This window comes from Rhizobium lentis (genome assembly GCF_014200175.1).
GTDB classification, from domain to species: Bacteria; Pseudomonadota; Alphaproteobacteria; order Rhizobiales; family Rhizobiaceae; genus Rhizobium; species Rhizobium mulingense.
The window spans coordinates 326,257-341,023 of the sequence record NZ_JACHBD010000008.1 but is presented as its reverse complement, the minus strand read 5'-3'; the positions used below and the strand labels follow the sequence as shown (position 1 = coordinate 341,023).

At 61.2% G+C, this 14,767-nt stretch carries 11 protein-coding genes and 1 pseudogene; all 12 read left to right on the top strand.

Annotated features, from left to right (window positions below; all coding sequences use genetic code 11):
* Positions 1-411: 411 nt before the first annotated feature.
* The 12 genes and pseudogenes from GGI60_RS20485 (at position 412) to GGI60_RS20430 (ending at position 14,740) form a co-directional block, all read left to right on the top strand.
* The gene (locus GGI60_RS20485; RefSeq protein ID WP_097583847.1) at positions 412-750 is read left to right on the top strand and encodes a hypothetical protein; all 339 of its coding nucleotides are present in this window, start codon (positions 412-414) and stop codon (positions 748-750) included.
* Between the two features lie 142 nt (positions 751-892).
* Positions 893-1,099 carry a hypothetical protein gene (locus GGI60_RS20480; protein ID WP_009987986.1) on the top strand — a complete coding sequence of 69 codons (207 nt, stop codon included), beginning with the start codon at positions 893-895 and terminating at the stop codon, positions 1,097-1,099.
* 151 nt (positions 1,100-1,250) lie between these two features.
* A complete protein-coding gene (locus GGI60_RS20475; protein WP_183918196.1) occupies positions 1,251-2,051 on the top strand; it encodes a pseudouridine synthase in 801 nt (266 codons plus the stop codon).
* 14 nt (positions 2,052-2,065) lie between these two features.
* Positions 2,066-2,755, top strand: coding sequence for a phosphoribosyltransferase (locus GGI60_RS20470; RefSeq protein ID WP_183918237.1), 690 nt, complete (start codon positions 2,066-2,068; stop codon positions 2,753-2,755).
* Positions 2,756-2,901: 146 nt separating this feature from the next.
* The gene (locus GGI60_RS20465) at positions 2,902-4,644 is read left to right on the top strand and encodes an SLC13 family permease (RefSeq protein ID WP_183918194.1); all 1,743 of its coding nucleotides are present in this window, start codon (positions 2,902-2,904) and stop codon (positions 4,642-4,644) included.
* Between the two features lie 86 nt (positions 4,645-4,730).
* Positions 4,731-5,675, top strand: coding sequence for a phosphoribosylaminoimidazolesuccinocarboxamide synthase (locus GGI60_RS20460; protein ID WP_183918235.1), 945 nt, complete (start codon positions 4,731-4,733; stop codon positions 5,673-5,675).
* Between the two features lie 111 nt (positions 5,676-5,786).
* A complete protein-coding gene (locus GGI60_RS20455; RefSeq protein WP_183918192.1) occupies positions 5,787-6,389 on the top strand; it encodes a TetR family transcriptional regulator in 603 nt (200 codons plus the stop codon).
* 158 nt (positions 6,390-6,547) lie between these two features.
* A complete protein-coding gene (locus GGI60_RS20450; protein ID WP_183918190.1) occupies positions 6,548-7,759 on the top strand; it encodes an efflux RND transporter periplasmic adaptor subunit in 1,212 nt (403 codons plus the stop codon).
* A 49-nt stretch (positions 7,760-7,808) separates the two neighbouring features.
* The gene (locus tag GGI60_RS20445; protein WP_183918188.1) at positions 7,809-10,919 is read left to right on the top strand and encodes an efflux RND transporter permease subunit; all 3,111 of its coding nucleotides are present in this window, start codon (positions 7,809-7,811) and stop codon (positions 10,917-10,919) included.
* A gap of 151 nt (positions 10,920-11,070) precedes the next feature.
* Complete coding sequence (locus GGI60_RS20440) at positions 11,071-12,507, top strand: efflux transporter outer membrane subunit (RefSeq protein ID WP_183918186.1); 1,437 nt, start codon at positions 11,071-11,073, stop codon at positions 12,505-12,507.
* A gap of 164 nt (positions 12,508-12,671) precedes the next feature.
* Positions 12,672-13,716 (top strand): annotated as a pseudogene (locus GGI60_RS20435) (LacI family DNA-binding transcriptional regulator).
* Between the two features lies 1 nt (position 13,717).
* Positions 13,718-14,740: an ABC transporter substrate-binding protein gene (locus GGI60_RS20430; protein WP_183918182.1), complete on the top strand. Its 1,023-nt coding sequence runs from the start codon at positions 13,718-13,720 to the stop codon at positions 14,738-14,740.
* Positions 14,741-14,767 lie beyond the last annotated feature (27 nt).

Sequence of the window (14,767 nt, the reverse complement as noted above, 5' to 3'; positions counted from 1 at the left end):
TTTCTTTAGAGCGAGAGACTTCGTCGCCAGCAGCGCCGCCGCCCTCGTTCAGTGAGTGGGCTTATAGAACCAACCCCTTTTCCAAGTCAACAGCCATACCAAAAGTTTTTTGACATTTTTGTAACAGATTGATTCGGCATGCGTTTTTACGCAGGCTTTTATCCACAGCCGGCGTTTTCGGAGCAGATTTTCGAAAATTCTTTTACCAGTCGATAAAAAAATCATCTGAAACCCGCTTTCAACTAGCGAAAGATGACAGAAAAACAGCGGCTTGAGCGAATTTATGGTTAACGGAGGATTAAAACGCTTCCGGTCCCAGGCCTTGAATTTCCGTCACAAATCAACGACCTGCATTTCGGAACCTATCGCCGTCTTGAGTGTTCTCTTTCCCATCGAGGAAAGGAGACCGACATGCCTGCCAACACCGACGATATCAGAGCATCTGTCAGCAAGGACATTGCTGCGCTCCAGCAGGAAGTATCCCGCCTGCAGAAAATGATTTCCGCTCAGGGCGCCGAAGCCTATTACGAAGTGCGCGGCCGCGCCGGCAAGGCTTATGATGAGGCCTTGCCCCGCGCCAAGAATGCCGTCGCCCAGATCAGGGCCGAAGGGGCCGCTGCTGCCGGTGCTGCCCGTGAGCATCCAGCCGCTACGACGACGGCGCTGGTGCTTGCAGGCGCCATTGGATTCCTCGCCGGATATCTGCTTTCCGGCAGCCCGCAGCCGCAGCATCGCCATTGGTGGCGCTAGAGCCTGCCGCAGCCACTTAAAAATCATACTTTTTACGCACCCGCCGATCCGTTTTTCGGCAAGGTGCGTAAATGCTTATGTCTTAGAAAAACCAATTTTTAATGCAAGCAAGGGACCATAAAAAAATGAAAGGGAGGACAGCATGGAAAACAAGAGGGCCAATTGCATCATTGAAGTCAGCGTCGATGGCGTTAACGGCCGTTACGCGGTCGGCATCATGAACATGCGTCAGGCACTCGAACTGCCGGAAATGCCAAGCCTATCTTATACGCATCCCGACCCTGTGAAAGCCGCTGCCGGCATCGTCGTCAGCCGCAAGGAGCTGGCCGGTTTCATGGCCTGCCGCTGAGACAGCGTAACTCTTCATGCCGTGACGGTGCTTTGTCAGAAGCGCGGACGGCAGTCTGTGGCCCCATCGTTCCCTAGATATAGTTCGCCAAGCTGGAATCCTTGCGCCGTTCATGCCAAGAAACGGCATCGAAGCAGCACAAGGATAGCAGATGAGGGACCGGCGCCCATCGCATAAAACGCGCGAGCGGCCGAAACCTGCCGCCGGCGCAGGCAAGCGGGTCACCCTTCCCCGCGCCCTTTCCAAGCTCGGTTACTGCTCTCGCACCCAAGCCGAACGGCTGATTGCCGAAAGTCGCGTCGCCGTCGACGGCCGCACAATTAGCGATGCCGCTGCATGGGTCGATCTTGCGACGGCCAGGATCAGCGTCGACGGCCTCCCCATCGCCGCCGAGGCAAAAATCTATCTGATGCTCAACAAGCCGCGCGGGCTCGTCACCACCCGCCACGATCCCGAAGGCAGGCCGACGGTCTATGATTGCCTGAGAGATTTCGACATCCCGCACCTCTCTCCGGTCGGCCGGCTCGACAAGGCGAGCGAAGGCCTGCTGCTTTTCACCAACGACACGGAATTCGCCCAGATCCTGCTCGATCCGTTCACCCATGTGACCAAGACCTATCATGTCCAGATCGGCCGGCTTTTGGACGACGAGGAAATCGCCGCAATGACGTCGGGCATCCGCCACGATGGCGAGGTGCTGACGGCGACTGCAACGCGACGCCTTCGCCAGGGTGACAGGAACTCATGGATCGAGGTCGAGCTGGATGAAGGCCGCAACCGCCAGATCCGCCGGATGCTGGAGGCGCTCGGGGCCGAATGTCTGCGCCTCGTGCGGGTCGCAATCGGAGGGCTCGAACTCGGCGAACTGCCGAAAGGTGCCGTGCGCGCGCTGACCGAGGGGGAATTGCAGGCGCTGCGCCGGAGCACCGGCATGGAGAGGGCAAGACGTTGACGGATATGACGGAGATGGCGCCGCACGACTTCTGGCAGGTAATCCATCCGCCCGGCACCTTTCCCGACGATCGAGAGTTCACCTCCTTTTACATCGCCGCACTGGAAGATGGACGCCAGCTTTGCCTGCCGATCCGTGTGCTGGCTGATGGCGAACATGCCCTCGCCTCGCTGATCGTCAACCAGGCAAGCTTCGCCGTGCTTGATGCGTTGGCCGAAGATCTCGCCGAAAAGATCCGGCCCATGCGCATCGATGTCGTCGCCGGCCTGCCGACGCTCGGCCTGACGCTTGCCGCGGCCGTCGCGCAGAAGCTCGGCCACGCCCGCTACGTCCCGCTCGGCACCTCGCGTAAATTCTGGTACCGCGACGAACTCTCCGTTGCCCTATCCTCGATCACGACGCCGACACAGGAAAAGCGTCTTTATATCGATCCGCGCATGCTGCCGCTGCTGAGCGGACGGCGCGTTGGCCTGATCGATGACGTCATTTCCAGCGGCGCATCGATCGTCTCGGGTCTTAATCTGCTGACGGCCTGCGGCATCGAACCCGTCGTCATCGGTGCGGCCATGCTGCAATCCGAGCGCTGGCGCGAAAGCCTCGCTGCCGCCGGGCCGCAATGGATCACGCGCATCGTCGGCGTTTTCGCAACTCCGATTCTGAAGCGCAACGACGGCGGCCGGTGGCAGGCACCCGCACGACCGTAGAAGTGAGGATTGTTCGATCTTTGCCGGTCGGCGCCTCTGTACAGCGGATGCGGAACGATTACAGTCCGCCCGACGCATGTCATCCGGAAGCGTGCAGCGGTCCGGAATAGCGATATATATTCGTTGACGAAATACCGGATCCGCCCATGTCGTTCGAACAAGCATCCCTGCTGATCCTTCTGCTGGCAATGCTTGTTCTCTTCTCGTTCGAGCGCATCGGCATTGAAGTCGTCGCGGTCGCTGGCCTGCTTGCCGGCTATGCACTCGGGCTTTATCCCGCCGACCAGATCTTTACAGGCTTCGCCAGTCCCGTCGTCATTACCGTCATCGAAATCCTGCTGATCGTTCAGGTGCTGTCGCGCGCCAAGCTCTTCGACAATCTCGCTGCGCGTTTCACGGCCGCAAGACCGTCACACTTCAAGGTCATATCCGGCGCTTCGTCGCTTGCCGGCTTTATCTCCATATTCATGAACAATATCGGCGCCTTTGCGATTACCTTACCGGTGGCGCTACGGCTCGGCACGGCGCTGTCGATCCCTCGCCGTCAACTCGTCATGCCCGTCTCTTTTGCCGCCCTGCTCGGCGGCCTGGTCTCGCTGATCGGGACGCCGGCCAATCTGCTCGTCAGCAACGCGCTCGCCCGGACAACGGGAGCAGGCTTTCATTTCTTCGATTTCGCCTATGTCGGCCTACCGGTCGCAACCGCCGGCATTCTGCTTATGGCCTTTCGTATCCGGCGCCTGTTTCCCGAACCTGACGAAGCGCGGGCATCGATCTCCCACGGCACACGCCGAATCGTCGTCGAGCGTCGCGTCCCGGACGTCTCGCCGCTGGTCCACGTACGGCTTTCCGAGTGTCGTGCCCGCTTCGGCATCAAACCGCACGCGCTGATCCGGGGCAACAATTTCGTTTTCGGTCCGCTCGACCAGTCGGTTATCGAAGCCGGTGACGTGCTGCTTGCCGAAGGCGCCGATGCGGTCTTCGTCGAACTCGCCGCCACGCAAGCGCTGATCGCCGACGCCCATCTGCATGGTCTCTCGCCTGATTTTGCCAGCGTCGAAGCCGTCGTCATGCCGGAAAGCACACTGGTCGGTTCGCGCGTCCGCTCGCTCGAAGTCTTTCACCATCGCGGCATCGCAGTCACTGCTCTTTCCATGCGTACCCCGCGCATCGAAGGCCGCTTCCTCGACCTGCAGCTGTCGATCGGCGATATTTTGACGCTGGAAGGGCCGCGCACGGCCATTGCCGAAGCGTTGGAGGAAAGCGAGTGCCTGCTGCTCGCTCCGACGGCTTCAGCCGAACCGCCCCTCCATTCCTGGCGGCCCTTCGCGCTGTTTGCCTGCGGCGTCGCCGCGTCGGCGGCCGGCTTGCATCCCGAGGTCGCTTTTGCCGGCGTCGTGCTCATCCTCGCCCTGCTCAACCATCTCAACATCCGCCAGGCGATGGCCGACATCAACTGGCCGATCATCATCATGCTCGCGGCGATGATCCCGATCGGCCAGGCGGTGGCAAGTACCGGGACAGCCGAAGCGATCGCCGGCTGGCTGAGCCTCGTCGTGCCGATCAGCCAGCCGCTCTCCGGTATCGCCCTCACCCTCTTCCTGGCCATGGTGCTGACACCCTTCGTCAACAATGCAACGGTCGCAATCGTGCTGACGCCGATGGCGCTCGAATTTGCAAAGACCGGGCGACATGCGCCCGACGCCTATCTAATTGCAGTCGCCGTCGGCGCGTCGCTCGATTTCCTGACCCCCTTCGGCCACCACAACAACACATTGGCGATGGGCATCGGCGGCTACAGCTTCAGCGACTTCTTGCGCGCCGGCTGGCCGCTCGCCGTCGTAAGTTACGGCTTGGCTCTGTTTCTCCTGGCTCTGTTCTGGCTGTAATGCGATACTTGGTGCCTGACTTGACTTCCCCCGCGATGAAACTAGAGCAGGAAGCCTTCACCCCAACACAAGGACAGTCGAGCGCCGTGCGAATCCTCTCCGAAGCCCATTTCCCGGAATTGCCGAATTATTATCGCGGCAAGGTGCGCGAGAATTACGATCTACCGGACGGACGCCGCATCATCATCAGCACCGACCGGCTGAGCGCTTTCGATCGAATCCTCACCTGCATCCCCTATAAGGGCCAGGTGCTGACTGAGACCGCGCGTTATTGGTTCGAAGCGACGAAGGACATCTGCCCGAACCACGTCATCGACTATCCCGATCCGAATGTCGTCATCGGCAAGCGGCTCGACATCCTGCCGGTCGAGATCGTCGTGCGCGGATACCTTGCCGGCACCACCGGCACCTCGATCCTGACGCTCTACAAGAAGGGTGAGCGGGAAATGTACGGGATGCGCCTGCCGGACGGCATGCGCGATAACCAGATTCTGCCCGAACCCGTCATCACCCCCACCAGCAAGGAATTCGACGGCGGTCATGACGAGCCGCTGACGCCTGCCGAAATCGTCGACCGCGGTCTTCTGACCAAGGAGCAGTGGGAGACGCTCTCCGGATATGCGCTTGCACTCTTTGCCCGCGGCCAGGCCATGGCCGCCGAACGCGGCCTGATCCTCGTCGATACCAAATACGAATTCGGCACCGACGGCGACGGCAACATCATCCTCGCCGATGAGATCCACACACCTGACAGCAGCCGTTACTGGCTCGCCGAAAGCTATCCGGCGAGCTTCGCGGCCGGAAAACGGCCGGAAAGTTTCGACAAGGATTTCGTCCGCGCCTGGGTGGCGGAACGTTGCGATCCCTATAAGGACGAAATCCCGGAAATTCCTGTCGAGCTGATCGAGCAGACCTCGGCCGTCTACATCAAGGCCTACGAGTCGATCACCGGCGAACGCTTTGTTCCCGACGAGAGCGGCGAGACGCCGTTTGCCCGTGTCCGAAACAACCTCTCCCGCTATTTCCCTTGAAAAAAGACGGCACACGAAGCCGCCCGGCCGAGCATCGGCTTGGCAGCTTTCGCGCAATCGCGCTAGCATCAGCAAAAAGGAACCCGGGCACGGCCCGGCGGCGGGGGGCAGATGGCGAGGAGGCCGAGACGCAAGGCCGAGGAAACGCGACAGGACATTCTCTGCATGGCGGAGATGTTGTTTCGCGAGCGCGGCTACGTCGCGGTGTCGATCGCCGATATCGCCGGCGCGCTCAACATGTCGCCCGCCAACGTCTTCAAGCATTTTCACTCCAAGGTCGCGCTGGTGGATGCCATTGCCGGACGACATCTCGACAATGCTGCCGAGCGCTTCGCTCCCCTCGACCAGGATATGCCCGCGAAAGAGCAACTCCACCGCTTCGTCCTGCGCCTGCTGGATGGCCATCTGCAGGATATACAGAAAAGCCCCTACATCTTTGAAATGGTGCTTTCGACTATCGAGGCCAAACTCGAAGCCGGCATTCGCTATCGCGCCCGCATCGAGGCAAATCTCGGCGAGATCATCCGCAAAGGTGTTGCAGAAGGCCGTTACCATTGCGGCGATCCCGAACGGGCGGCGCATGTTGTCGCCGATATGCTGGCCTGCGTGCTGCATCCCGTGCTCATCGTCCGCGACGACAAGGAGGCACTGGTGCAGCGTGCGGGGGAAATCGTCAGCTTCGTCGATGCCGCACTGCAAAATAGCGCTTGCTAAGTGACGATTGCTGACTTACGTCACTTCGTAAAGCTTTTCTTAGACTCGGGGATAATGGCACCTGAAGCCAGAGCGATCCTGGTCGCCTATATAAGCCTGAGCTGGCTCGGCTGAGCGCATGGATCGAAGGCAATAGCCACCGCATGAGGAAATTCAAAATGATACGGCGTGCCCTGCTTATCTCCTCGGCCCTGGTGGCCGGCGCCTTGCTTGGCGCCTGCAGCGACAACGCCGGCAAGCCTGCCGGCAATGCCGGCGCAGGCGCGGCGCAGCAGGCAGCGCCGGTCGGCGTGGTCGCGCTGAAGAAGGCAAGTTTTCCTGTTACCACGATCCTTCCCGGCCGCGCCGAAGCCTTCCAGACGGCCGATATCCGGCCGCAGGTGAGCGGCATTATCCGCGAGATCGCCTTCAGGGAAGGCGGCGAGATCAAGAAGGGCGACCTTCTCTATCAGATCGAGGATGCGCCCTATATCGCCGCCGTCGAGCAGGCCAAGGCGGCGATCGCCAAGGCCGAGGCGAGCGTGCCGAGCGCTGAAAGCAATCTCGAACGCTACGAGCGCCTCGTCGGCAGCGGCGCCACGCAGATCGAATACGAGACAGCCAGGACGACGCTTCTTCAGGCGAAGGCCGAAGTCGAGTCGGCAAAGGCAGCCCTTTCCGCCGCGCAGATCGATCTCGATCACACCAAGATCGTCGCGCCCTTCGACGGCATCATCGACCAGACCGCCTACAATGTCGGCAACGTCGTCTCGGCCAACCAGACGACGGCGCTGACGACGATCCGCCAGCTCGACCCGATCTATATCTCGCTGACGGAATCGAGCACCAACCTCTTAAGGCTGCGCGATGCCATGGCAGCGGGCGATATCAAGGGCGCGGAGAACGTCGCCTTCCATCTGATTCTCGAAAACGGCAAGGAATATAACCAGCAGGGCAAGCTCGACATGTCGAAGCAGGTCGTCAGCGAGACGACCGGCACTTTCATCATCCGCGTGCTCTTCCCCAATCCCGATCGTGTCGTCCTGCCCGGCATGTATGTCCGCGCAACCGTCGAGCTCGGAGCCGAGGCCGGTTATGCGCTGCCGCAGCTGGCGACAAGCCGTGACGCCAATGGCCGGCTGACGGCGCAATTCGTTTCCGCCGACGGCAAGGTCGAAACCCGAGCCTTCGAGAACAGCTCGCCGTCCAACAATTCCTGGCTGGTGACCGAAGGCATCAAGGACGGCGATCAGCTGATCGTCACCGGCCTGCAGTCGGTGACGGCAGGCATGCCGGTGAAGCCGGTTCCGATGAAGATCAATGACAACGGTGTGGTCGTGCCTGCCGAGCAGCCCGCGGCCGGTGACGCTGAGAAGCCCGCAGCGAAGTAATCGCTCCGGGTCCGCATCGTCACCGTCTCAGCCGCACAGGAACAACCCGATGGCCAAGTTTTTCATCCGACGTCCGATTTTCGCCTGGGTTATTGCGATCACCATCATGCTCGCCGGTCTGCTGGCGATCTTCACCCTGTCGATTTCGCAATATCCCGACATCGCGCCGACGACGGTCCGCATCAACGCCACCTATCGTGGCGCCAGCGCCGAGACCGTAGAGAAGTCTGTGACGACGATCATCGAGGACGGCATGACCGGCCTGGACGACCTCACCTACATGACCTCGACCTCGTCGACCGGCTCGGCCAACGTCCAGCTCACCTTCGGAACCAGCATCGATCCCGACATCGCCCAGGTACAGGTGCAGAACAAGCTGCAGCTCGTTCAATCGCAGCTTCCCGGTGATGTCATCGATGCCGGCATCAGCGTGACGCGCTCGACCTCGAGCATCCTTCTCGTCGGCTCACTCGTTTCGACCGACGGCAAGCGCAATTCGGTCGATCTCGGCAATATCATGTCGACCTCCATCGAGGATCAGATCCAGCGCCTGGAAGGCGTCGGCAGCATCAACGTCTTCGGTTCGGGGTACGCCATGCGCGTCTGGCTTGATCCCTTCAAGCTGTTGAAATATCAGCTGACGCCGAGCGACGTCACAGCGGCGATCCAGGCGCAGAACACCCAAGTCTCGGTCGGCTCGCTCGGCGCCCAGCCGACGATCCCCGGCCAGCAGCTCAACGTCACCATCACCGCGCAAAGCCAGCTGACCACCGTCGCCGATTTCGAACACATCATTCTGAAGGTCGAAAAGGACGGCGCGACAGTGCGCCTGAGCGACGTCTCACGCATCGAGATCGGTCAGGAAAGCTACGGCGGCAGTTCGCGCTACAATGGCCTGCCGTCGAGCGGTTTTGCAGTCAATCTCGCGATCGGCGCCAACGCCATCGATACCGCCGCCCGGGTACGCTCCGCCCTCGATGTCATCGGTCGCACCCTGCCGGAAGGTGTGAAGATCACCTACCCCTACGACACGACGCCCTTCGTGGAACTGTCGATCGAAAAGGTCGTGCATACGCTGATCGAGGCGATCGTCCTCGTCTTCGTGGTGCTGCTCGTCTTCCTGCAGAATCTGCGCGCGACGCTGATCCCGACGATTGCCGTTCCCGTGGTGCTGCTCGGCACTTTCGCAGTGCTGGCGGCGACCGGTTATTCCATCAATACGCTGACGATGTTCGCCATGGTTCTGGCGATCGGCCTTCTCGTCGACGACGCGATCGTCGTCGTCGAAAACGTCGAGCGCATCATGTCCGAAGAGAAGCTTTCGCCGCTCGAGGCGACGGAAAAATCGATGGGCGAGATCACCGGCGCCATCGTCGGCATCGCGCTCGTGCTGACCGCCGTCTTCATTCCGATGGCCTTCTTCGGCGGCTCGACGGGCATCATCTATCGCCAGTTTTCGATCACCATCGTCTCGGCCATGCTGCTCTCGGCGCTCGTCGCCATCGTGCTGACGCCGGCGCTCTGCGCCACGATGCTGAAGCCGGTCAGCGAGCACAGGAAGCACCGCGTCGGCGACTGGTTCAACCGCAATTTCACCCGCTCGACCAAGCGTTATGTCAGGACCATCGGCTACCTCCTGAAGCGGCCGATCCGCGTCATGCTGGTCTTCCTTATCATCGGCGCCGGCTGCGCCTATCTCTTCACCCGCCTGCCGAGCTCCTTCCTGCCGCAGGAAGACCAGGGCGTGCTGCTGACCATCGTCACCACGCCGCCGGGCTCGACCACGCAGCAGACCCAGGCGGTCGTCGAGAAGGTCGAAAACTACTATCGCGAAAACGAGAAGGATGCCGTCGAGTCCGTCTTCGGCGCCCTGGGCTTCGGCTTCAGCGGCTCCGGACAGAACAGCGCCATCGTCTTCACCAAGCTCAAGGATTTCTCGCAGCGCACCGATCCCAATCTGAGCGCCCAATCGGTCGTCAGCCGGGCCTTGCGCAGCTTCTTTGCAATGCGCGAGGCGCAGGTCTTCGCGCTTCTGCCGCCGGCTATCCAGGGTCTCGGCGTGTCGAGCGGCTTTTCCATGTATCTCGTCGATACCGGCGGCCACGGCAATGACGCTCTGACAGCGGCCTCCAAACGGCTGATTCAGATGGGCAACTCGTCAGGCAAGGTCGTGGCGCTGCGCAGCAGCAACAAGGAGGTCGAGCCGCAAATGCGCATCGTACTCGATCAGGAAAAGATCGGCGCCATGGGCGTCGACATCGCCTCGGTCAATTCGATGCTGTCGATCATCTTCACCGGCCGCGACGTCAACGACTTCACGCTAAACGGCGAGATCAAACCGGTCTATGTTCAGGGCGATTCGCCCTTCCGCATGCAGCCGGACGACCTCAATCACTGGTATGCCCGCAACAATTCAGGCGAAATGGTACCCTTCTCCGCCTTTACTAAAACCGAATGGGTGAAGGGCGCACCTTCTCTTGCCCGTTTCAACGCCGTCAGCGCCATCCCCCTCGATGGCGCCTCGGCTCCCGGAGTGTCCTCCGGCGATGCGATGAACGAAATGGAGGCGCTGACCGAACAGCTCGGCGGCGGCTACACCGTCGCCTGGCAGGGCATCTCCTATCAGGAGCGCCTTTCCGGCTCGCAAGCGCCGATGCTCTATGCGATTTCCGTTCTCGTCGTCTTCCTCTGCCTGGCAGCGCTTTACGAAAGCTGGTCGATTCCCTTCTCTGTGATCATGGCCGTGCCCGTCGGCATTCTCGGCGCGCTGACAGCGGCAACGCTTTTTGGCCAGGCGAACGACGTCTATTTCAAGGTCGGCTTGCTCACCACGATCGGGCTTGCGGCGAAGAATGCGATTCTGATCGTCGAATTCGCCAAGGATCGGATGGAGAGTGGTATGGGCCTCTACGAGGCGACGTTGGAAGCAGCGAGATTGCGCCTGCGGCCGATCATCATGACCTCGCTCGCCTTCATTCTCGGTGTCGTGCCGCTGGCGATCGCCACAGGCGCGGGTTCGGCGGCTCAGAATGCCATCGGCATCGGCGTCCTCGGCGGCATGCTGGCGGCGACGATCCTCGGAATTTTCTTCGTGCCGTCCTTTTTCGTCGTCATCCGACGCATCTTTGCCACACGCGGCAAAAATGCGGCAGCTGTGTGATATAAATGCACTGTGATAATGCTGTTCCGATTGCTACATTGCGCCCGACTGCTTCGGTGTGTGTTTTCAAGTGGGACAAGGCGCGGCGCGCCGATAGTGAAGCATGAAGCTTCGGACAAGAATTGACTTGCTCGAGTACAGGAAGAAATGAATGGTATCTCTTCGTTTTGCCACACCGGCATTGTTATTATTACTGTCGGGCTGCGTCGTGGGCCCGGATCATGCTCCTCCTGAAATGCCGTTGCCCGCCAAATTCGGAGAAGGCGGAACGAAGAGTGTCGGCGATGTTGCCACCGCAGCCTGGTGGACCGCTTTCAAGGACCCCAAGCTGAACGCCTATGTCCAGGCCGGCCTCGAGCAGAACCTGACCGTCCAGCAGGCGATCGAGCGCATCAATGCGGCGTCCGCCAACGTTACCATCGCCGGCGCAGGCGGCCTGCCGAACCTCAACGTCGGCGCCTCGCACACGATCAGCGGCCAGAAGGGCGAACTGCGCACGCAGTTCGACACGCGCAACACCAGTGCCGGTGATGTTCAGCTGAGCTGGCTGCTCGATCTCTTCGGCCTCTATAAGCGCAGCACCGAGAGCGCGGTCGCTTCGCTCGATTCGGCCTACGCATCCGCCGATGTCGCCAAGCTGACCCTCGTGCAGGATCTCGTCTCGAGCTACATCGATGTTCGTTTTTATCAGCAGCGCCTGGCGCTTTCAAAGGCCAACCTGAAGTCTCGTCAGGAAACCTATGAACTGACCAAATTCCAGCTTGAAGCCGGCGCCGCCTCGCGACTCGACGTCGTTCAGGCCGAAGGTCTGGTACAGTCTACGCTCGCCGAAATTCCCGGCCTCGAAACCAATATCCGTGTATCGGCCCATCACATCGCCACGCTGCTCGGCCTGCCGGCCTCGGCTCTTGTCAACGAACTGCTGAGGGGCGGTGGGCAACCGGTCTTCCGCGGCGGCATCAACTCCGGCATCCCGGCAGACCTGATCCGCAACCGTCCCGACATTCGCGTCGCGGAGCGTGACCTCGCCGCCGCAACAGCCAATATCGGCGTTGCCGAGGCGCAGCTTTATCCGAGCATCTCGCTCAGCGGCTCGATCTCGCCCTCCTATATCAACCAAAGAGGTGTCCATGGCGCCCTGACGCCTTGGTCCTTCGGCCCGACGCTGAACCTGCCGATCCTCGATGGTGGCCGCCTGCGCGCCAACGTCAAGTCGGCACAGTCTGAAGCCGCGACCGCTTACCTCAACTGGAAGTCGACGGTGCTGACCGCCGTCGAGCAGGTCGAGAACGCGCTCGCCGCCGTCCGGCGCGATGCCCGCACGGTCTCTGCCCTTCAGGCCCAGGTAAAGACGACGCAGGAAACGCTCGAACTTTCCACAGCATCCTATAAGGACGGCGCCTCCTCGCTGCTCGACGTTCTCGACGCGCAGCGCCAGGTTTCGCTCGCCCAGGCAAGCCTTGCCCAGGCAGTCCAGCAAATGGCCAAGGACTACGTCTCGCTGAACATCGCAGTCGGTGGCGGCTACGCGCCCGGCGGCAGGACCACCGTGTCGGTGAAGCCTGAGCCGGCAAAGGCCAAGAGCTGATCGGCTCGCCGCCTTTCTGGAAATACGAAGCCCCGCGATCGTCTCGCGGGGCTTTTTGCATGCCGGCTCTGCATTGGATAATTGCTCAACAAAGGAATTTGGATTCGACAAGCAGCGGCGGCTGATATAGGACTGATTAAACGATTAATCAGGCAGCCTGATTCATGACTTCATCGCGCCCGGGACCGAACCTCAGCAGGATAGCGACCTCGCTCGGCGTCTCCATTGCCACGGTCTCCAATGCGCTTTCCGGCAAAGGCCGGGTCTCCGGCCAGTTGGTCGAAAGAATTCGCGAGCATGCCGCCGAGCTCGGTTATGTCCCGAGCCAGGCCGGCCGCGCGCTCCGGACAGGCCGCAGCGGTGTTATTGGCCTTGTGCTGCCCGATATCGCCAATCCTCTGTTCCCGAAGATCGCGCAGGCGATCGAATTCGCTGCCTCCGCCGCGGGTTATGGCGTGCTGATCGCGGATTCCCGCGGCGATGCCGCCACCCAGGTCGAGGCGATCAACCGCCTGGTCGAACGCGGCGTCGATGGCATGGTCGTCATCCCCCGCCGCGCCACCCGCATTTCGTCTGTCGCCTGTCCGGTCGCCGTCATCGACACGCCTTCGACACCGGGCAACACGGTTTCCGCCGATCATTGGCAGGGCGGGCGTGAAATCGCCGTCCATCTCGCCGGTCTCGGCCACCAGCGCATCCTCATCATCGGCAACAACCGGGAATCCAGCGTTCAGAACGACCGCGCCGGCGGCATCCGCGCCGGTCTGCGCCCGGCTATGCAGGCTGAAACCCTGTGGATCGACGAGCTGGAGCGGGATGGCGGCAGCGGCTGTCCGCTCGGCCTCGCCGAAAGGGTGAAGCAGGGTTTCACCGCTTTCGCGGCCCTCTCCGATCTGCAGGCGCTGCGCGCGCTGACGGAACTGCAACAGGCCGGCATCAACGTTCCCGCCGATGTCAGCGTCACCGGCTTCGACGACCTTATCTGGTCGCCCGTTGTCACGCCGTCCCTGACGACGGTCAGGATGGACATGGACCGGATTGCCGGGATTGCCGTGTCAGCCCTGGCGGATACGATAGGCAAAAGCAGCGCCCGGGAGGGCATGCTCGTCACCGCGGAGATCGAACGTGTCGCCATGCAATTGATCGTCCGCCAATCATCCGGGCCTTGTGAACCTGGCATTAAAAACCTCAGAGATGGAGAACATGTAAGATGAAAGAAGCTCTCATTGCTTCGGTGGCGCTTGCGGCGCTATCGCCGTTGAGTGCGGCTGCCGCCGAACGGACGCTGACCATTTCCGTCTATGCCTTCGCCCAGGACGATTTCAAGGCGCTGGTCTACGACCCCTTCGAAGCCCAATGCGGCTGCAAGCTGGTGGTCGAGACCGGCAACAGCGTCGAGCGCCTGGCCAAAATGGAAGCCAACAAAGCCAGTCCCGTCGTCGATCTCGCCGCCGTTTCGATGGCCGATGCGCTGGCCGCCGCGCGCGCTGGCCTGATCGACAAGGTCGATACTGCAAAACTCTCCAATTTCGCCAAGCTGTACGACATCGCCAAGGACCCGAACGGCGACGGCATGAGTGTCGGCTATACCTTCTACGCCACCTCGATCGCCTACCGCTCCGACAAGATGAAGATCGACTCCTGGGCCGATCTCCTGAAGCCGGAATATGTCGGCCATGTCGCCTTCCCCAATGTCACCACCAATCAGGGCCCGCCGGCACTCTATATGCTGGGCCTGGCGCTCGGCAAGGACACGCCGGATCTGAAGGGGCCGATCGAGGCACTGGGCGAGAAGAAGGACGACATTGTCACCTTCTACGAAAAATCCTCCCAGCTCGTGCAGTTGATGCAGCAGGAGGAAATATGGGCGGCTCCCATCGGCCGCTTCTCCTGGGCTGGGTTCACCAAGCTCGATGTACCCGTTGCTTGGGCAACCCCGAAAGAGGGTCAGACCGGCGGCATGAACGTGCTAGTGCTGACCAAGGGTTCGAAGAACCAGGATCTCGCCCTGCAGTTCATGGATTTCTGGCTCTCGACCGAAACCCAGACCAAACTCGCCGAGAAGCTGATCGACAGCCCCGCAAACAGCGAGGTCAAGCTTTCCGAAGCGGCGGCCAACAATCTCACCTATGGCGAACAAACCGCCAAGAGCCTCAAGCTCATTCCGTCCGCCATCGCCCTCGACAACCGCGCCGGCTGGCTGAAGAGCTGGAACGAAAAGGTCGGCCAGTAAGCTCCCCGAGTGAAGACAGGTCCCGGC

Excerpts from the sequence above, each read along its gene's own strand:
- GGI60_RS20445 (WP_183918188.1), top strand. The coding sequence starts at position 7,809 with ATGGCCAAGTTTTTCATCCGACGTCCGATTTTCGCCTGGGTTATTGCG.
- GGI60_RS20485 (WP_097583847.1), top strand. The coding sequence starts at position 412 with ATGCCTGCCAACACCGACGATATCAGAGCATCTGTCAGCAAGGACATT.
- GGI60_RS20480 (WP_009987986.1), top strand. The coding sequence starts at position 893 with ATGGAAAACAAGAGGGCCAATTGCATCATTGAAGTCAGCGTCGATGGC.
- GGI60_RS20470 (WP_183918237.1), top strand. The coding sequence starts at position 2,066 with ATGGCGCCGCACGACTTCTGGCAGGTAATCCATCCGCCCGGCACCTTT.
- GGI60_RS20450 (WP_183918190.1), top strand. The coding sequence starts at position 6,548 with ATGATACGGCGTGCCCTGCTTATCTCCTCGGCCCTGGTGGCCGGCGCC.
- GGI60_RS20430 (WP_183918182.1), top strand. The coding sequence starts at position 13,718 with ATGAAAGAAGCTCTCATTGCTTCGGTGGCGCTTGCGGCGCTATCGCCG.
- GGI60_RS20440 (WP_183918186.1), top strand. The coding sequence starts at position 11,071 with ATGGTATCTCTTCGTTTTGCCACACCGGCATTGTTATTATTACTGTCG.
- GGI60_RS20475 (WP_183918196.1), top strand. The coding sequence starts at position 1,251 with ATGAGGGACCGGCGCCCATCGCATAAAACGCGCGAGCGGCCGAAACCT.
- GGI60_RS20455 (WP_183918192.1), top strand. The coding sequence starts at position 5,787 with ATGGCGAGGAGGCCGAGACGCAAGGCCGAGGAAACGCGACAGGACATT.
- GGI60_RS20465 (WP_183918194.1), top strand. The coding sequence starts at position 2,902 with ATGTCGTTCGAACAAGCATCCCTGCTGATCCTTCTGCTGGCAATGCTT.